The sequence below is a fragment of the Streptomyces sp. NPDC090994 genome (genome assembly GCF_044768905.1).
In the GTDB taxonomy this organism is placed as follows: Bacteria; Actinomycetota; Actinomycetes; order Streptomycetales; family Streptomycetaceae; genus Streptomyces.
The window spans coordinates 104,711-122,385 of the sequence record NZ_JBIVWS010000012.1; the positions used below are offsets into that span (position 1 = coordinate 104,711).

The following is a 17,675-nucleotide window of genomic DNA, read 5'->3' on the forward strand; positions in this document are numbered from 1 at the left end:
GGAGGGGCCCGGCGGCGCCGAAGCCCCGGCAGCCGGTCAGCGGCACCGAGCCCCCGGGAGGTCCCGGCGGCACCGAAGCCCCGGGAGGAGCCCAGCGCACCGAAGCCCCCGGCAGACGCCCGGCGGCACCGGTCGAAGCGCCGCAGGCGGTCAGCCGGCGAGTGCCACTGCCGTCGCCACCGCCAGTTCACGGATGCCGGTGACCTCCATCCGCGCCGGTGAGCCGAGGACCGACGCCCCGCAGCTCTCCGGGCGCGGCGGCAGCGACGCGCCCTGGGCCACCGTGACCCGCCAGTGCCGTCCGTCGGCGTGGGCCACGGTCACCTGCCAGCCCGGTGCCGCACCGTCGGTACGCACGACGCTGAGCGTCTCGGCCGCGTACTCGCCGACCGCCGCGCGGACGGCCAGCTCGGCGGCCTGCCCGGGCCGCTCCCAGGCCGAGCTGCCACGGCACCCCGCGAGGACGATCCGCCTCTCCCGCACGCCCCGCAGGACCTCCCCGACCGCCCGCGCGTCGACCCTGCCGTACGCGTATCCGTACGGCAGGACCAGCACGGTCGGCGAGAACCGGTGGCCGCCCAGATGGGTGACCTCCCAGACGCCCTCGGTGCCGGCGGCGGCGAGTTCCGCGGCCAGCGGCCGGCCCAGCAGCGCACAGCACCGGTCGCGCTTGCCGTTGGTGCAGACGAGGACGAGCGGGTCGCCGGTGTGCGGCCCGCCCTGGAGCACGGTGTCGAAACCACGGTGGTCGCCCCGGCCGAGCGCGGCGAAGTCCAGGTCGAGCAGGCGGGCGGGGTCGGCGACCGTGGCGGCGCGCAGCCAGGTGTTCCCCGGCGCGGTGTGAGCCGTGTAGACCCGTCGCTCGGCGGACGCGCCGGGGTCCGCGTGGCGCCCGGGGCGGCGGATGAGCGCGATCCGCACGCCCGTGCCGCGCGTGGCCTTCTCCAGGGCACGGCCCAGGGCGGGATCCAGGTGGCTCGATGTGAGCGCCTTGGCACCCCACGGGCCGGGCTGCTCCAGCAGCAGCCAGGTCCGGGCGGTCGCCGCGGTTCCCGAAACGGGCTCGTCGAGGTCCTGGGAGACGGTTGAGCACCTACTCACAGAGGTGAGCCTAACCTGAGTTGAGTGCGACGACTTCTCGCCGCACTCGAACAGCCGCCGGTGGAGTGACGCCGCAGTGGACGCGGAGCGTGCGCGCCGCTCCCGGACACGCGTGTGGCCTGGTGCAGTGTTCCGGCGCCAGGCCTCATCGGTGGAGCGTCGAGCCTGCGCTGCTGGTGTCCGCGAGTCCCGCAGCGCCGCGTACAGCTCCCCTCGGTCCGGGAGCCCGACCCGGTGCGGATTTGCGCCGGAGGGCCGGTTCCTCCAGTTCCAGTTGCCTGGCGTGGAGGTCCAGTTGCCTCACCCCCCCCGTATCAGGCGACCGTCCACCGGTCGTCGCGTGCGGGGCGGGTGACGGGGCCCGGCGAGCGATGGGCGGCGCACGGAGGGAAGCGGGGGCGCACGCGGCGGCGCTTTCTCCGACGTCTGCCCCGCGTGCGCTGCTGACCATCGTTCACTCCGAGGCGTTACCGGGACTCGTATTCTGGGGTGGCACACGGCCCGGCAGACGTCAGAGAGGCAGCACCTTGGGGCAGAGTCCGACCCCGCGGGTCCCGGCCCCGCAGATCCCGGTGGTCATCCTCGCCGGATTCCTCGGTTCCGGAAAGACCACACTCCTCAACCACCTGCTGCACCGCTCCGGGGGCAGTCGCATCGGCGCGATCGTCAATGACTTCGGCGCCATCGAGATCGACGCGATGGCGGTGGCCGGCGCACTCGGGGACTCCACCGTCTCGCTCGGCAACGGCTGTCTGTGCTGTGCCGTCGACCCCGGTGAACTCGACGTCTACCTGGCACGGCTCGCCCGGCCGGAGACCGGCGTCGACGTCATCGTCATCGAAGCCAGTGGCCTCGCCGAACCCCAGGAACTGGTGCGCATGCTGCTCGCCAGCGAACTGCACGGGATCGTCTACGGCGGTCTGGTCGAGGTGGTCGACGCCGCCGAGTTCGACGGGACGCGGGCCCGGCACCCCGAGATCGACCGGCATCTGGCCCTCGCCGACCTGGTCGTGGTCAACAAGCTCGACCGGGCGCCGGACGGCGGCGAGCGGGTGCTCGACCTGGTCGGCTCGCTCACCGACCGGGCCGCCGTCGTCCCGGCCACCTACGGCCGCGTCGACCCCGAGTTCCTCTTCGACTGCCGGCCGGCCGAGGAGCGCGTGGGGCAGCTGTCCTTCGACGACCTGCACGACCACGCCCGGACCGGCGGCCACGCCGACCATCTGCACAGCGCCTACGACAGCCTGTCGTTCGTCTCCGACGTCCCGCTGGACCCGCGGCGCCTGATGCGGTTCCTCGACAGCCGGCCCGAGGGCCTGTACCGGATCAAGGGGTACGTCGACTTCGGTCCGTACGACCCGCGCAACCGCTACCTCGTGCACGCCGTCGGGCGCTTCCTGCGCTTCTACCCGGAGCCCTGGCCGCCCACCGGTGGCGGTCCCGGTGCGGGGCACGGCGCCGAACGGCTGACCCAGCTCGTCCTGATCGGCTCCGGCATCGACGCCCCCGCCCTCACCAAGGAACTCCAGGAGTGCGCGAGCCACGCCCCGCACGCCGACGAGCACGGCATGTGGGGCGTCCTGCGCTACGTACAGGGCCCGGAGGAGCAGGACCCCGACGACGGGGAAGAGCCGGATCCAGACCCGGACCCGGGCCCCGACGGCGGGGTGGGCCCGGATCCGGACTGCGTCGTCTAGGCCGGTCCGGCCACCACCGCCACCGTCTTCGGCAGCGACACGCCCGATCCGTCGCGGCGCGGGTCGATCTCCGGCAGCTCGGCCGGTGTGCCGTTCTTCTGCGCGGCCCGGGCCGGCGCGGGACCCGCCCAGGCCAGGGCCAGGCAGTCCTCGCCCTTCAGGAACCGCTGGCAGCGCACGCCGCCCGTGGCCCGGCCCTTGCGCGGATACTGGTCGAACGGTGTCAGCTTGGCCGTGGTCTGCACGGAGTCGTCCAGCGTCCCCCGCGAGCCGGCCACGGTGAAGACCACCGCGTCCGCCGCCGGGTCGACCGCCGTGAACGAGATGACCTTCGCGCCGTCGGTGAGCTTGACGCCGGCCACGCCGCCCGCCGGACGGCCCTGCGGACGGACCTGCGAGGCCTGGTAGCGCAGCAGTTGGGCGTCGTCGGTGATGAAGACCAGGTCCTCCTCGCCGGTGCGCAGCTCGACCGCGCCGACGATCCGGTCGCCCTCCTTGAGGGTGATGACCTCCAGTTCCTCCTTGTTGCCCGGGTAGTCGGGCACCACCCGCTTGACGACGCCCTGCTCCGTGCCGAGCGCGAGGCCCGGCGAGGACTCGTCGAGGGTGGTCAGGCAGACCACCGTCTCGTCGTCCTCCAGGGAGACGAACTCCGCCAGCGGCGCGCCGCCCGCCAGGTTGGGCGTGGCCATCTCCTCCGGCAGCTGCGGCAGGTCGACCACGTTGATCCGCAGCAGACGCCCGGCGGACGTCACCACGCCCACCTCGCCGCGGGCCGTGGCGGGCACCGCCGAGACGATCAGGTCGTGCTTGACGCGCTTGCCGCCGCCTCCCGAGGCGAACGGCTCGCCGTTCGCGGTACGGGCCAGCAGCCCGGTGGAGGAGAGCAGCACCCGGCACGGGTCGTCCGCCACCTGGAGCGGCACGGCGGCCACGGGGGCGGCCGCCGACTCCAGCAGCACGGTCCGGCGGTCGGTGCCGAACTTCTTGGCCACCGCCGCCAGTTCCGCCGAGACCAGCTTGCGCAGCTCCTGGTCGGAGTCGAGGATGCGGGTCAGCTCCTCGATCTCCGCGTTGAGCCGGTCCTTCTCGGCCTCCAGCTCGATGCGGTCGAACTTGGTGAGCCGGCGCAGCGGCGTGTCCAGGATGTACTGGGTCTGCACGTCGCTCAGCCCGAAGCGCTCGATCAGGCGCTCCTTGGCCTGCGCGGAGTTCTCGCTGGAGCGGATGAGGCGGATGACCTCGTCGATGTCGATCAGCGCGATGAGCAGGCCCTCGACCAGGTGCAGCCGGTCGCGCCGCTTGCCGCGGCGGAACTCGCTGCGCCGCCGTACGACGTCGAAGCGGTGGTCGAGATAGACCTCCAGCAGCTCCTTCAGGCCCAGGGTGAGGGGCTGGCCGTCCACCAGGGCGACGTTGTTGATACCGAAGGACTCCTCCATCGGCGTCAGCTTGTAGAGCTGCTCCAGGACGGCCTCCGGCACGAAGCCGTTCTTGATCTCGATGACCAGGCGCAGCCCGTGCTCGCGGTCGGTGAGGTCCTTGACGTCCGCGATGCCCTGGAGCTTCTTCGCGCCGACCAGGTCCTTGATCTTGGCGATCACCTTCTCCGGACCGACCGCGAACGGCAGCTCGGTGACGACCAGGCCCTTGCGGCGGGCCGTCACCGTCTCCACGGTCACCGTCGCGCGGATCTTGAACGTGCCGCGGCCCGACGCGTACGCGTCCCGGACGCCCGGCAGCCCGACGATCACACCGCCGGTGGGCAGGTCGGGACCCGGGACGTGCTTCATCAGGGCTTCGAGGTCGGCGTTCGGATACCTGATGAGGTGCCGGGCGGCGGCGATGACCTCGCGCAGGTTGTGCGGGGGCATGTTGGTGGCCATGCCGACGGCGATGCCGGAGGCGCCGTTGACCAGCAGGTTGGGGAAGGCGGCGGGCAGCGCCTGCGGCTCCTGCTCCTGGCCGTCGTAGTTGGGGGCGAAGTCGACGGTGTCCTCGTCGATCGACTCCGTCATCAGCCCGGCCGCCTCGGCCATCCGGCACTCGGTGTAGCGCATGGCGGCGGGCGGGTCGTCGTTGCCCAGTGAGCCGAAGTTGCCGTGGCCGTCGACCAGGGGGACGCGCATCGAGAACGGCTGGGCCATGCGGACCAGGGCGTCGTAGATCGACGCGTCGCCGTGCGGGTGCAGCTTGCCCATCACCTCGCCGACGACGCGGGCGCACTTCACGTATCCGCGCTCGGGCCTGAGGCCCATCTCGTTCATCTGGTAGACGATGCGGCGGTGCACCGGCTTGAGTCCGTCGCGTGCGTCCGGCAGGGCACGGGAGTAGATGACCGAGTACGCGTACTCAAGGAATGAGCCCTGCATCTCGTCGACGACGTCGATGTCGAGGATCTTCTCCTCGTACGGGTCGTCGGGCGGCGGGGTCTTCGTACTACGGCGGGCCATCGCTGCCGGCTCCTCGCTGAAGCGTGAACGGTGATCTGACGCGGTCCATTGTGGACTGCGGCACTGACAGCGACCGACCAGGACCCGTCGCGGGCGCCCGGCCCGGTGCTGCCCGCAGGGTACGCCCTCGCCTCGGGCGGCCTCACGCGCGCGTGCCGGTGCTCGCCGTCGGCGGCACCCGCCGAGCCGCTTCGCAGCGGCCTCCTGGTCCCCGGCGCGCGTCATCACGAGCACCGGGCCGGTGACCGCCGGGGTGCGCGCCGGGGCGCTCACCCGCCGGCGACCGCTGCCCGTGCCCGTTCGCAATCCCTGCCTCGCATCCGCGCCCGTGCCTGCCCGCAGTTCCCGCCCGTCACCCCCGCGGGGGCTGCTCGCTCTCGGCGTACCGGAGCCGGGAACTTCTCCAGTGGCCCGCGCGCTTGCATACAGTGGCAGGACCGATAGGAATTCCGCAGTTCCGACCACTGATACGGCCGGGACCGAGGATTCCGTCCAAGGTTTCCGCGATCGAAGGGACGTACATGCCCATGGGTCACACGGCCACAGCCGAGGCAGGCTCCGGCGGGCTGACAGCGACCGAGTACCGCTTGGCCAACGGCCTGCGCGTGGTGCTCTCCGAGGACCACCTGACCCCGGTCGCGGCGGTGTGCCTCTGGTACGACGTCGGCTCGCGCCACGAGGTCAAGGGCCGTACCGGTCTGGCTCACCTCTTCGAGCACCTGATGTTCCAGGGCTCCGCACAGGTCAAGGGCAACGGCCACTTCGAACTGGTGCAGGGCGCCGGCGGCTCCCTCAACGGCACCACCAGCTTCGAGCGCACCAACTACTTCGAGACCATGCCCGCCCACCAGCTGGAGCTCGCCCTCTGGCTGGAGGCCGACCGCATGGGCTCCCTGCTCGCCGCCCTCGACGACGAGTCGATGGAGAACCAGCGGGACGTCGTCAAGAACGAGCGCCGCCAGCGCTACGACAACGTGCCCTACGGCACCGCGTTCGAGAAGCTGACCGCCCTTGCCTACCCGGAGGGCCACCCCTACCACCACACGCCGATCGGCTCCATGGCCGACCTGGACGCGGCCACGCTGGAGGACGCCCGCGCGTTCTTCCGCACCTACTACGCGCCCAACAACGCGGTGCTGTCCGTGGTCGGCGACATCGACCCCGAGCAGACGCTCGCCTGGATCGAGAAGTACTTCGGTTCCATCGCCTCCCACGACGGCAAGCCCGCCCCCCGGGACGGCGCGCTGCCCGAGGTCATGGGCGGGCAGCTGCGCGAGGTCGTCGAGGAGGAGGTGCCGGCCCGCGCCCTGATGGCCGCCTACCGCCTGCCGCACGACGGCACGCGCGCGTGCGACGCCGCCGACCTGGCCCTCACCGTCCTCGGCGGCGGCGAGTCCTCCCGCCTCTACAACCGCCTGGTGCGCCGCGACCGCACGGCCGTCGCGGCCGGCTTCGGCCTGCTGCGCCTGGCCGGCGCCCCCTCGCTCGGCTGGCTGGACGTGAAGACCTCCGGTGACGTCGAGGTGCCGGTCATCGAGGCCGCCATCGACGAGGAGCTGGCCCGGTTCGCCGAGGACGGCCCCACCGCGGAGGAGATGGAGCGGGCCCAGGCCCAGCTGGAGCGCGAGTGGCTGGACCGGCTCGGCACGGTCGCCGGCCGCGCCGACGAACTGTGCCGCTACGCCGTCCTGTTCGGCGACCCGCAGCTCGCCCTGACCGCCGTACAGCGCGTCCTGGAGGTCACGGCGGAGGAGGTCCAGGAGGTCGCCAAGGCCCGCCTGCGCCCCGACAACCGCGCGGTGCTCGTCTACGAGCCCACCGCCCCCGCGGCCGACGCGGACACCGACGACGCCACCGACGAGAACGAGGAGGCGGCCAAGTGACCGAGCTCGCCACCATGGACTTCCACCCCCGGCCGCAGGCGGGCGAGCCCAAGCCCTGGGCCTTCCCCGCCCCCGAGCGCGGCACGCTCGGCAACGGCCTCACCGTCCTGCGCTGCGACCGCCCCGGCCAGCAGGTCGTCGCCGTCGAACTGTTCCTGCGGGCGCCCCTGGACGCCGAGCCGGCCGGTCTCGACGGCGTCGCCACCATCATGGCCCGCGCCTTCTCCGAGGGCACCGACAAGCACTCCGCCGAGGAGTTCGCCGCGGAACTGGAGCGCTGCGGGGCCACCCTGGACGCGCACGCCGACCACCCCGGCGTCCGCCTCAGCCTCGAAGTGCCCGCCTCCCGCCTCGCCAAGGCGCTCGGCCTGGTCGCCGACGCCCTGCGGGCACCCGCGTTCGCCGACAGCGAGATCGAACGCCTGGTGCGCAACCGCCTCGACGAGATCCCGCACGAGCTGGCCAACCCCTCGCGCCGGGCCGCCAAGGAGCTGTCCAAGGAACTGTTCCCGGCGGACTCCCGGATGTCCCGCCCGCGCCAGGGCACCGAGGAGACGGTCGCCGGCATCGACTCCGCGGCCGTACGCGCCTTCTACGAGAAGCACGTCCGCCCCGCCACGGCCACCGCCGTGGTCGTCGGCGACTTCACCGGCGTCGACCTCGGCGGGCTGCTCGACGACACCCTCGGCTCGTGGACGGGCTCGGCCGCCGAGCCGCGGCCCGTGCCCCCGGTGACCGCCGACGACACCGGCCGCGTCGTCATCGTGGACCGTCCCGGCTCCGTCCAGACCCAGCTGCTGATCGGCCGTACCGGCCCCGACCGGCACGACAGCGTCTGGCCCGCCCAGGTGCTCGGCACGTACTGCCTGGGCGGCACCCTCACCTCCCGCCTGGACCGCGTCCTGCGCGAGGAGAAGGGCTACACCTACGGTGTCCGGGCCTTCGGCCAGGTCCTGCGGTCCGCGCCCGACGGCACGGGTGCCGCGATGCTCGCCATCAGCGGCTCCGTCGACACTCCGAACACCGGTCCGGCCCTCGACGACCTGTGGAAGGTGCTGCGCACGCTCGCCGAGGGCGGGCTCACCGACGCCGAACGCGACGTCGCCGTGCAGAACCTGGTGGGCGTGGCGCCGCTGAAGTACGAGACCGCGGCGGCCGTCGCGAGCACGCTGGCCGACCAGGTCGAGCAGTACCTGCCCGACGACTACCAGGCGACGCTGTACCAGCGGCTCGCCGCGACCGGCACGGTCGAGGCCACCGCGGCGGTCGTCAACGCCTTCCCGGTGGACCGTCTGGTGACCGTCCTGGTGGGCGACGCGACGCAGATCAAGGAGCCCGTCGAGGCCCTCGGCATCGGCGAAGTCACCGTCGTACCGGCCGAGTAGACGGCGAGCAGACGGCGGAGCGGCGCCACGCGCGCGTGAAGGCCCCGGTGACCGGTGTGTCGCCGGGGCCGCCCTTTGCCCGAATTCGACGCATTGGGGCGAAGGTTGCCTGTCTGCCCTGTGGGATGAGCAACAAAAACCCTGTTGCGTTTGAGTCTTGAACGGGCGCCCGCTTAGCGTCTCCCAGGCTGTTCGTCAGGCAGTGCGCCGCACCCGCGGCACCGGACAGTCATCGCCGAGTCCCCGTACGGCGCGAGCCAGGGGAGCCGGGGACCCACCGCAGTCCCTGGGGTGAATCGGACGCCCGCGCGTACCGCGAGGGGGTCCGTAGGAGACCTTCCTGCTCCGAACCCGTCAGCTAACCCGGTAGGCGAGAGGGAAGGAAAGGACCAGCCTCTACATGGCGTTCACGCGCGCCACCGGGAAGCACCGCCGTCCCGGCCGGGTACACCGCACCACCGTCCGCGCGGCGGGTGTCGCGACCCTCACCACCACCGGCGTCCTCGGCACCCTCGCGGCCCCCGCGCTCGCCGCCGAGCCGTCCCCCGAGGACACCGGCCTCACCCCCGTCATCACCCTCGGCGACGCCGTGGCCGAGGAGGTCGAGGCCCAGGCCACCGCCCAGCGGCAGGCCGCCGAGGACGCCGCCGCCCGGGAGAAGGCCGAGCGGGCCGCCCGCGAGCGGGCCGCCGAGGCCGCCGAGCAGGCCCGCGAGGACAAGGAGCGGGCCGCCCGCGAGGCCGAGCGCAAGCGCCTGAACACCTACGTGGCCCCCATCAGCGGCTCGTACGTGTCCACCGCCTACCAGGCCAGCAGCGGCCTGTGGTCCTCCGGCACGCACACCGGCATCGACTTCCACGCCGCCTCCGGCACCACCGTCCACGCGGTCGGCGCCGGCACGGTCGTCGAGGCCGGCTGGGGCGGCGCGTACGGCTACCAGGTCGTGATCAAGATGCACGACGGGACGTACACCCAGTACGGCCACCTGTCGTCCATCGGCGTCTCCGTGGGCCAGGCGGTCACGCCGGGCCAGCAGATCGCCCTGTCCGGGGCGACCGGCAACGTCACCGGGCCGCACCTGCACTTCGAGGCCCGTACCGGCGCGGAGTACGGCTCGGACATCGACCCCGTGGCCTACCTCCGCTCCCACGGCGTCACCGTCTGACACCCCGCGACACCGAAAGCCCCGGCTCCCCGAGCCGGGGCTTTCTGCGTTGCGGGTGACCAAAAACAGACCAAAAAAAGCCAGGGAAACCGGCTCCCCTTCGGAAAGCGCGGCGCATTGCAATAGAGTCACTGAACACGCGTCAATCGTCGACGTTTCACGGGGATTAAGGCGGAGGTCGGTCATGCGTATTCCGGCGCACTCGGTGTGCACGGCGATCCGGGACGACATCGTCGCCGGTGTCTACGAGCGCGGCAGCCGGCTCACCGAGGAACTCCTCGCCCGCCGCTACGGCGTCTCCCGCGTCCCCGTGCGCGAGGCCCTGCGGACCCTGGAGGCCGAGGGGTTCGTGGTGACGCGGCGGCACGCGGGCGCGTGCGTGGCCGAACCCACCGAACAGGAGGCCGCCGACCTGCTGGAGATGCGGCTGCTCCTGGAGCCGCTCGGCGCGGCCCGGGCCGCCCAGCGGCGCACCGAGGCCCACCTGAAAGTGCTGCGCGGCCTGGTACGGCTGGGCCAGGAGCGGGCCAGGCGGGGCAACAGCGACGACCTGCGCTCGCTGGGCGGCTGGTTCCACGAGACGCTCGCCCAGGCCGCCGGCAGCGCGGCGATGACCTCGACGCTGACCCAGCTGCGGCACCGGATCGCCTGGATGTACACCGTGGAGGCGCCCGCCAGCCCGGTCGACACCTGGGCGGAGCACGGCGCGATCGTCGACGCGGTGGCCCGGGGCGACGGCGAACGCGCCCGGTCGCTCACCGCGCTGCACACCGAGCGGTCGACGGCCGCGCACCGCCTGCGCTTCGCCCCGGGCGCCGATCGCGCGGAGCGTGTGAGGAACTCGCAACGTGCCGTAAACATGCCGAGCCTGCGGCATTAACACGGGCGCCGTATACAAAGAGGAGTTATTCGGCGGGGTCTTTTTCTGCTGCCGTTTTATTGCCGTCCCCTGTTTTTTCTGCGGGGGTGCGGCTGATTTCGGGCGCCCGGATGCGGGTGCCGGCTATTGGGGGCCGGGCGCGGAAAAAGCGAAAGCCGTGCCGGCCCCGGAGGGACGGCACGGCTCGCCTTGGTGCGCGCGACGGCTCAGACGGTCTCCGGAAGCTCCTCGAGCCCCTCGGCGACCAGCTTCGCCAGACGGTCCAGCGCGGCGTCCGCGCCCTCGGCGTCCGAGGCGAGGACGATCTCCTCGCCGCCCTGGGCGCCCAGACCCAGAACGGCCAGCATGGAAGCGGCGTTGACGGGGTTGCCGCCGGCCTTGGCGATCGTCACCGGGACGCCGCTGGCCGTGGCGGCCCGGACGAAGATGGAGGCGGGGCGGGCGTGGAGGCCCTCGGCCCAGCCGACGTTGACGCGGCGCTCAGCCATGTGTTGCTGCCCTTCAGTTGTGCAGGCTTGTCTAGACCAGTCTTCCATACGGTGTTCCACCGGCCCGTTCCCGCTCGTCCCGCCCCGCTCCCCGCCCCGCACGGCCCCGGGCCGTTGTCGTACCCGAGCCGTACGCTGGGCCCCATGCAGAGCGCGTCGGACCGGCACGAGTACCCCGCCCACTGGGAGGCGGACGTCGTGCTGCGCGACGGCGGCACCGCGCGCGTGCGCCCCATCACCGCCGACGACGCCGAGCGCCTGGTCAGCTTCTACGAGCAGGTCTCGGACGAGTCCAAGTACTACCGCTTCTTCGCTCCCTACCCCCGGCTGTCCGCCAAGGACGTCCACCGCTTCACGCACCACGACTTCGTGGACCGCGTGGGGCTCGCGGCCCTGGTGGGCGGCGAGTTCATCGCCACCGTCCGCTACGACCGGATCGGCGCCGACGGCACGCCCGCGCACGCCCCGGCCGACGAGGCCGAGGTCGCCTTCCTCGTCCAGGACGCCCACCAGGGACGCGGCGTGGCCTCCGCGCTGCTGGAGCACATCGCCGCGGTCGCGCGCGAGCGCGGCATCCGCCGCTTCGCCGCCGAGGTGCTCCCCGCCAACACCAAGATGATCAAGGTGTTCACGGACGCCGGGTACACCCAGAAGCGCAGCTTCGAGGACGGCGTCGTCCGCCTGGAGTTCGGCCTCGAACCCACCGACCGCTCGCTCGCCGTGCAGTACGCGCGCGAACAGCGCGCCGAGGCCCGTTCCGTACGGCGGCTGCTCACCCCCGGCTCCGTCGCGGTCATCGGCGCCGGCCGCACCCCCGGCGGCGTGGGCCGCGGCATCCTCGGCAACATCAGGGACGCCGGTTTCACCGGCCGGCTGTACGCCGTGAACCGCGCCTTCGAGGAGGAGCGGACGGAACTCGACGGTGTGCCGGCCCACCGCTCGGTGCGGGAGATCGACGGAACCGTGGACCTCGCGGTCGTCGCCGTCCCCGCCGAGCAGGTCCCGGAGGTCGTCACCGAGTGCGGCCGGCACGGCGTGCAGGGACTGGTCGTCGTCTCCGCCGGGTACGCCGAGAGCGGTCCCGAGGGCCGTGAGCGCCAGCGCGCCCTGGTGCGCCACGCGCGCGCGTACGGCATGCGGATCATCGGCCCCAACGCCTTCGGCGTCGTCAACACCTCGCCCGAGGTGCGGCTCAACGCCTCCCTCGCCCCCGAGATGCCGCGCCCCGGCCGGATCGGACTGTTCGCCCAGTCGGGCGCCATCGGCATCGCCCTGCTCTCCCGGCTGCACCGGCGCGGCGGCGGGGTCACGGGAGTGACCGGCGTCTCGACCTTCGTCTCGTCCGGCAACCGGGCCGACGTCTCCGGCAACGACGTCATGCAGTACTGGTACGACGACCCGGACACCGACGTCGTCCTGATGTACCTGGAGTCCATCGGCAACCCGCGCAAGTTCACCCGCCTCGCGCGGCGCACGGCGGCGGTCAAGCCGCTGGTCGTCGTGCAGGGTGCCCGGCACGGCGGCGCGGCCCCGCAGGGGCACCCGGTACGCGCCACCCGGCTGCCGCACGCCACCGTCTCGGCCCTGCTGCGGCAGGCCGGCGTGATCCGCGTCGACACGATCACCGAGCTGGTCGACGCGGGTCTGCTGCTGGCCCGGCAGCCGCTGCCCGCCGGGCCGCGGGTGGCGATCCTGGGCAACTCGGAGTCGCTGGGCCTGCTCACCCACGACGCGTGCCTCTCCGAAGGGCTGCGGCCGCTGCCCCCGCTGGACCTGACGACGGCCGCGTCACCGGCGGACTTCCGGGCGGCGCTCTCCGAGGCGCTCGCCGACGACGCGTGCGACGCCGTGGTGGTGACCGCGATCCCGGCCCTCGGCGAGGGAGCGGCCGGTGACGCCGCCCTGGCCGAGGCCCTGCGTGCGGCCACCGTCGCGTCCCCCGCCAAGCCCGTCCTGGTGGTCCACGTCGAACTGGGCGGCCTGGCGGAGGCCCTGTCGGCGGCCACGAGCACGGCACCGCACACGAACCCGCACGCATCCCCGCACGCGACCCCGCCCGTGACGGGCGACCGCACCCCTGCCCCGGCGGAAACCCCCTCCGTCCCGCCCGAGCAGACCCCCGCCCCCGCCGGGAAACCCGCGGACGGCACCCACCTCATCCCCGCCTACCCCGCCGCCGAGCGCGCCGTCCGCGCCCTCGCCCAGGCCGTCACCTACGCCCGCTGGCGCCGCGACACCGCCGAGCCGGGCAAGGTGCCGGAGTACGAGGACGTCGACGAGAAGGGCGCCGCCGAGCTGATCGAGCGCCTCCTCGCGCGTGGCGAGGGCCTCACCCTCGGCAGCGAGGAGACCTGCGAGCTGCTCGGCCGCTACGGCATCCACGTCCACCGCGCCCTGCCCGCCCCCACCCCCGACGCCGCCGTCGCCGCCGCGCGCGCCCTGGGCCGGCCCGTCGCCCTGAAGGCCACCGCCCCCCACCTGCGCCACCGGGCCGACCTGGGCGGCGTACGCCTCGACCTGGCCGACGAGGAGCAACTGCGACGCGCGTACGAGGAGCTGACCGGGCTGTTCGGCACCCCGGCCGAGCTGCGGCCCGTGGTGCAGGCCATGGCACCGCGCGGCGTCGACACCGTCGTACGGGCCGTGATCGACCCGGCGGCCGGCGCGGTGCTCTCCTTCGGGCTCGCCGGGGCCGCCACCCAGTTGCTCGGCGACACGGCGCACCGGCTGATCCCGGTCACCGACCGGGACGCGGCATCGCTCATACGTTCGATCCGTACCGCTCCGCTCCTCTTCGGCTGGCGCGGCTCCGACCCGGTCGACACGGCCGCCCTGGAGGAGCTGCTCCAGCGCGTCTCCCGCCTGGTCGACGACCACCCGGAGGTCGTCGCCGTCTCCCTGGAACCGGTGGTCGTCGCCCCGCGCGGCCTCAGCGTCCTCGGCGCCTCCGTGCGCCTGGCGCCGCCGCCCGCCCGCGACGACCTGGGCCCGCGCACGCTCCCGGCGTACTGACCACGGCCTGCGGCCCACCGGCCACCGCTCACGGCCTGCGGCTCACAGCCCGCGGCCTGCGGCCCACAGGCCCACCGGCCACCGCTCACGGCCTGCGGCTCACAGCCCGCGGCCCGCGGCCCACCCCCGTGGCCCGCGGCGGTCCCGGAGGTCCACGACCGTGCCGGGCAGTCAGTGGGTCCCCGTAGGATGGACGTCATGGCCAAGACCAGTACGACGACCCAGGGGCTGCGTGCGGCGATCGAGCGCAGCGGCTACTACCCGGCCCTCGTGGCCGAGGCGGTGGAAGCCGCCGTGGGCGGCGAGCCCGTCCGGTCGTACCTGGTCCACCAGGAGACGACGTTCGACCAGAACGAGGTGCGGCGGCACGTGACCGTGCTCGTCCTCACCGGCAACCGCTTCATCGTCAGCCACACCGACGAGCAGGCCGCCGACGACACCTCCCCGTCCCCCTACGCCACGACGTCCACGGAGTCCGTCAAGATCGGCCGGATCTCGTCCATCGTCGTCAGCCGGGTGGTCGCCAACCCCGAGCAGTACAAGCCGGGCACCCTGCCCCGCGAGATCGTGCTGACCATCGGCTGGGGCGCCGTCGCCCGCATCGACCTGGAGCCCGCCGCCTGCGGCGACCCCAACTGCGAGGCCGACCACGGCTACACCGGCAGCTCCACCGCCGACGACCTCAGCCTCAGGGTCAGCGAGGCCGGCGACGGCCCGGAGACCGTGCGGCAGGCCCTCGCCTTCGCCCAGGCCCTCTCCGAGGCGACCGCGGACACCGCGCACTGATGTACCGGTCCACCGCCTGGGACATCCACCCCGAACCCCTCCCCGTCGACTCCGCGCCCGTCCCCGAGTACGGCAGCGGCTCCCTCGCCGACCTGCTGCCCACGCTCGCCGCCGGCATGGACGTCCCCGGCATGACCGCCGCGATCGAGGAACTGACCCCCGCCGACCGGAACTGCGTCTTCCTGATCGACGGCCTCGGCTGGGAGCAGCTCCGCGCCCACCCCGAGTACGCCCCCTTCCTGACCTCGCTCCTCGGCAGCTCGCGCGGCGGCACCGGCCGCCCCATCACCGCCGGCTACCCGGCGACCACCGCCACCTCCCTCGCCTCCGTCGGCACCGGCCTGCCCCCCGGCGCCCACGGCCTGCCCGGCTACACCGTCCGGGACCCGGCCACCGGCGAGCTGATGAACCAGCTGCGCTGGCAGCCCTGGACCGACCCGCACGTCTGGCAGCCCCGGCCCACCGTCTTCCAGCTCGCCCACGCGGCGGGCGTGCACGCGGCGCAGGTCTCCGCCCCGGCCTTCCAGAACACCCCGCTGACCAAGGTCGCGCTCAGCGGCGGCACCTTCCTCGGCCGGGAGTCCGGCGAGGACCGCATGGACCTGGCGGCCGAGCGGCTGGCCGCCGCCGACCGCGCCCTCGTCTACACGTACTACTCGGAGGTCGACGGCGCCGGCCACCGCTTCGGCGTCGACTCCGACACCTGGCGCGGCCGGCTTTCCCACGTCGACCGGCTCGTCCAGCGCCTGGCCGAGCAACTCCCGCCGCGCACCGCCCTCTACGTCACCGCCGACCACGGCATGGTCGACGTGCCCTTCGACGAGGAGCACCGCATCGACTTCGACGCCGACTGGGAGCTGCGGGCCGGCGTCGCCCTGCTCGGCGGAGAGGGCCGCGCCCGGCACGTCTACGCCGTACCGGGCGCCCATGACGACGTCCTCGCCTGCTGGCGCGAGGTGCTCGGCGAGCAGTTCTGGGTGGCCTCCCGCGACGAGGCGATCGAGGCGGGCTGGTTCGGCCCGCACGTCGAGGAACGGGTGTACGGCCGTATCGGCGACGTCATCGCCGCCGCCCGGGACGACGTCCTGCTCATCGCCTCCGACCGGGAGCCGAACGAGTCGGCGATGGTCGGCAACCACGGTTCGATGACCCCCGCCGAGCAGTTCGTCCCCCTCCTCGAAGTACGCTCCTGAACCGTCCTGCCCTCCCCCCCGCCGAAAGGTGCTCACCCCCTCATGCCCGAGCTGGTCTTCTTCTCCGGAACGATGGACTGCGGGAAGTCGACCCTGGCGCTGCAGTTCGCGCACAACCGGTCGGCGCGGGGGCTGCAGGGGCTGATCTTCACCCGGGACGACCGCGCGGGGGAGGGGAAGCTCTCCTCACGGCTCGGTCTGGTCACCGACGCGGTGGAGGCGGTGCCGGGGCTGGACCTCTACGCCTATGCCGTCGACCAGGTGTCGCGGGGCGGCAAGGTGGACTACGTGATCGTGGACGAGGCTCAGTTCCTGGAGCCGACGCAGATCGATCAGCTGGCCAGGGTCGTGGACGACCTGGCCCTGGACGTCTTCGCCTTCGGCATCACCACCGACTTCCGCACGAAGCTCTTCCCCGGCTCCCGGCGGCTGATCGAACTGGCGGACCGGGTCGAGACCCTCCAGGTGGAGGCGATGTGCTGGTGCGGGGCGCGTGCCACGCACAATGCCCGCACGGTGGGCGGCGAGATGGTGGTGGAAGGCGAGCAGGTCGTCGTCGGTGACGTGAGCGATTCCGCCGCGGAGGTCGGCTACGAGGTGTTGTGCCGGCGCCATCACCGTCGCCGTATGACGAGCCGCTCCGCCCACGCCGGCGTGCTCTCGCCGGACGTCCTGCCGGTGGCCTCCGACTGAGCGCTGTCGGCCGGAGGGGCCGCGCTGCTCCGCTCCTACGGGGCGGTCCCGCACCGGCGCACGATGGCGTGGCCGCCCCGAGGCCGGCGGTGATCAGGTGCTCGGTGATGCCGAAGCGGGATGTGCCAGGGGCGGAGGGAGCGTGCCTGTTTCTCCTTCCGCCCAGCTCTTTCACTCGGCCGTCGGTGCGATCACGTGCTCCGCGAGGGTGTGCAGGGTGCGCCGGTCCTGCTGGGCGGTCCGACGCAGCCGTCGGTCGCCCGGGTCGGTGTCCAGGACGACGTACCGCGCGCCGAGTCCGGCCAGCTCCGCCACGTCGGAGCGGATCTGGGCGAGCGTGCCGTGGCCGGTGGGCCGCCGCCACTCGTCCAGGGGTTCCGCGGTGACGGAGACCTGGATGCGCGGGCACAGCTCCGGCACGGGCCGGCCCTCCTCCTCGGCCAGGCGCCGCAGCACCGGCACGGCCTGCCGGAGCCAGTGCGCCTGCGGCCGCAGCGGGTGCCAGGCGTCGCCGTACCGTGCGCAGCGGCGCAGCGCGGCCGGACTGTTGCCGCCGACCCGGACGGGCGGGTGGGGCCGGCGGTGCGGGCGCGGCGCGGTGTGGACGCTGTCGAAGGCGACCGTCTCGCCCTGGAACGAGGCACGGTCCTGGGTCCACGGCTCCCGCACGGCCGCCAGGTACTCGCCGGTGAGCCGGCCGCGCCGGTGGAACGGGACGTTCAGCGCCTGGTGACCCAGCCGGGCCCAGCCCACGCCGACACCGAGGACGAACCGGCCACCGGAGAGCTGGTCCAGCGTGGCCGCAGTGCGGGCGAGCTGGACCGGATGCCGGTGCGGCATGATCACGACGCGCGTGCCCAGTTCGATCGATGACGAGGCCCCAGCGGGCGCACTCCTCGGCCAGCACCTTGCGGTAGGTCGGCTCACAGCGATGCGGGA

At 73.3% G+C, this 17,675-nt stretch carries 13 protein-coding genes and 1 riboswitch; of the genes, 9 read left to right on the plus strand and 4 right to left on the minus strand.

Annotated features, from left to right (window positions below; genetic code table 11):
* Positions 1–150 precede the first annotated feature (150 nt).
* On the minus strand, positions 151–1,101 hold the full coding sequence (locus tag ACIQR3_RS24000; protein ID WP_403542195.1) for a sucrase ferredoxin: 951 nt from the start codon (positions 1,099–1,101) through the stop codon (positions 151–153).
* 527 nt (positions 1,102–1,628) lie between these two features.
* Here ACIQR3_RS24000 and ACIQR3_RS24005 point away from each other — a divergent pair.
* Positions 1,629–2,798, plus strand: coding sequence for a CobW family GTP-binding protein (locus ACIQR3_RS24005; RefSeq protein WP_403542196.1), 1,170 nt, complete (start codon positions 1,629–1,631; stop codon positions 2,796–2,798).
* On the opposite strand, the gene ACIQR3_RS24010 is transcribed toward ACIQR3_RS24005, so the two are convergent.
* Positions 2,795–5,251, minus strand: coding sequence for a DNA topoisomerase (ATP-hydrolyzing) subunit A (locus ACIQR3_RS24010; RefSeq protein ID WP_403542199.1), 2,457 nt, complete (start codon positions 5,249–5,251; stop codon positions 2,795–2,797). The genes ACIQR3_RS24005 and ACIQR3_RS24010 overlap by 4 nt on opposite strands.
* Positions 5,252–5,772: 521 nt before the next feature.
* On the opposite strand from ACIQR3_RS24010, the gene ACIQR3_RS24015 reads away from it, so the two are divergent.
* The 4 genes from ACIQR3_RS24015 (at position 5,773) to ACIQR3_RS24030 (ending at position 10,564) form a co-directional block, all read left to right on the plus strand.
* On the plus strand, positions 5,773–7,134 hold the full coding sequence (locus ACIQR3_RS24015) for a M16 family metallopeptidase (RefSeq protein ID WP_403542201.1): 1,362 nt from the start codon (positions 5,773–5,775) through the stop codon (positions 7,132–7,134).
* Positions 7,131–8,519 (plus strand): M16 family metallopeptidase, encoded by a 1,389-nt coding sequence (locus tag ACIQR3_RS24020; RefSeq protein WP_403542204.1) that lies wholly within the window; start codon positions 7,131–7,133, stop codon positions 8,517–8,519. The genes ACIQR3_RS24015 and ACIQR3_RS24020 overlap by 4 nt, the downstream gene beginning before the upstream one ends.
* Before the next feature lie 223 nt (positions 8,520–8,742).
* Positions 8,743–8,907: riboswitch (cyclic di-AMP (ydaO/yuaA leader) on the plus strand.
* Positions 8,908–8,919: 12 nt separating this feature from the next.
* Positions 8,920–9,684, plus strand: coding sequence for a M23 family metallopeptidase (locus tag ACIQR3_RS24025; protein WP_403542205.1), 765 nt, complete (start codon positions 8,920–8,922; stop codon positions 9,682–9,684).
* A gap of 184 nt (positions 9,685–9,868) precedes the next feature.
* Entirely contained in the window at positions 9,869–10,564 is a 696-nt protein-coding gene (locus ACIQR3_RS24030) for a GntR family transcriptional regulator (protein WP_403542208.1), read from the plus strand.
* 206 nt (positions 10,565–10,770) lie between these two features.
* Here the strand turns inward: ACIQR3_RS24030 and ACIQR3_RS24035 are convergent, their stop codons facing one another.
* A complete protein-coding gene (locus tag ACIQR3_RS24035) occupies positions 10,771–11,052 on the minus strand; it encodes an HPr family phosphocarrier protein (protein WP_031075909.1) in 282 nt (93 codons plus the stop codon).
* Between the two features lie 144 nt (positions 11,053–11,196).
* On the opposite strand from ACIQR3_RS24035, the gene ACIQR3_RS24040 reads away from it, so the two are divergent.
* The 4 genes from ACIQR3_RS24040 to ACIQR3_RS24055 all read left to right on the plus strand — a co-directional run bounded on the left by ACIQR3_RS24040 (position 11,197) and on the right by ACIQR3_RS24055 (position 16,736).
* Positions 11,197–14,064 carry a GNAT family N-acetyltransferase gene (locus tag ACIQR3_RS24040; RefSeq protein ID WP_403542210.1) on the plus strand — a complete coding sequence of 956 codons (2,868 nt, stop codon included), beginning with the start codon at positions 11,197–11,199 and terminating at the stop codon, positions 14,062–14,064.
* A 189-nt stretch (positions 14,065–14,253) separates the two neighbouring features.
* Positions 14,254–14,850 (plus strand): DUF5998 family protein, encoded by a 597-nt coding sequence (locus ACIQR3_RS24045; RefSeq protein ID WP_403542213.1) that lies wholly within the window; start codon positions 14,254–14,256, stop codon positions 14,848–14,850.
* Complete coding sequence (locus ACIQR3_RS24050; protein WP_403542216.1) at positions 14,850–16,043, plus strand: alkaline phosphatase family protein; 1,194 nt, start codon at positions 14,850–14,852, stop codon at positions 16,041–16,043. Before ACIQR3_RS24045 ends, ACIQR3_RS24050 begins: the two co-directional genes overlap by 1 nt.
* A 42-nt stretch (positions 16,044–16,085) precedes the next feature.
* Positions 16,086–16,736, plus strand: coding sequence for a thymidine kinase (locus ACIQR3_RS24055; RefSeq protein ID WP_403542218.1), 651 nt, complete (start codon positions 16,086–16,088; stop codon positions 16,734–16,736).
* 171 nt (positions 16,737–16,907) lie between these two features.
* On the opposite strand, the gene ACIQR3_RS24060 is transcribed toward ACIQR3_RS24055, so the two are convergent.
* Positions 16,908–17,663 carry a TIGR03619 family F420-dependent LLM class oxidoreductase gene (locus ACIQR3_RS24060; RefSeq protein WP_403542221.1) on the minus strand — a complete coding sequence of 252 codons (756 nt, stop codon included), beginning with the start codon at positions 17,661–17,663 and terminating at the stop codon, positions 16,908–16,910.
* Between the last annotated feature and the right edge of the window lie 12 nt (positions 17,664–17,675).

Excerpts from the sequence above, each read along its gene's own strand:
- ACIQR3_RS24050 (WP_403542216.1), top strand. The coding sequence starts at position 14,850 with ATGTACCGGTCCACCGCCTGGGACATCCACCCCGAACCCCTCCCCGTC.
- ACIQR3_RS24030 (WP_403542208.1), top strand. The coding sequence starts at position 9,869 with ATGCGTATTCCGGCGCACTCGGTGTGCACGGCGATCCGGGACGACATC.
- ACIQR3_RS24025 (WP_403542205.1), top strand. The coding sequence starts at position 8,920 with ATGGCGTTCACGCGCGCCACCGGGAAGCACCGCCGTCCCGGCCGGGTA.
- ACIQR3_RS24035 (WP_031075909.1), bottom strand. The coding sequence starts at position 11,052 with ATGGCTGAGCGCCGCGTCAACGTCGGCTGGGCCGAGGGCCTCCACGCC.
- ACIQR3_RS24040 (WP_403542210.1), top strand. The coding sequence starts at position 11,197 with ATGCAGAGCGCGTCGGACCGGCACGAGTACCCCGCCCACTGGGAGGCG.
- ACIQR3_RS24015 (WP_403542201.1), top strand. The coding sequence starts at position 5,773 with ATGCCCATGGGTCACACGGCCACAGCCGAGGCAGGCTCCGGCGGGCTG.
- ACIQR3_RS24045 (WP_403542213.1), top strand. The coding sequence starts at position 14,254 with ATGGACGTCATGGCCAAGACCAGTACGACGACCCAGGGGCTGCGTGCG.
- ACIQR3_RS24010 (WP_403542199.1), bottom strand. The coding sequence starts at position 5,251 with ATGGCCCGCCGTAGTACGAAGACCCCGCCGCCCGACGACCCGTACGAG.
- ACIQR3_RS24055 (WP_403542218.1), top strand. The coding sequence starts at position 16,086 with ATGCCCGAGCTGGTCTTCTTCTCCGGAACGATGGACTGCGGGAAGTCG.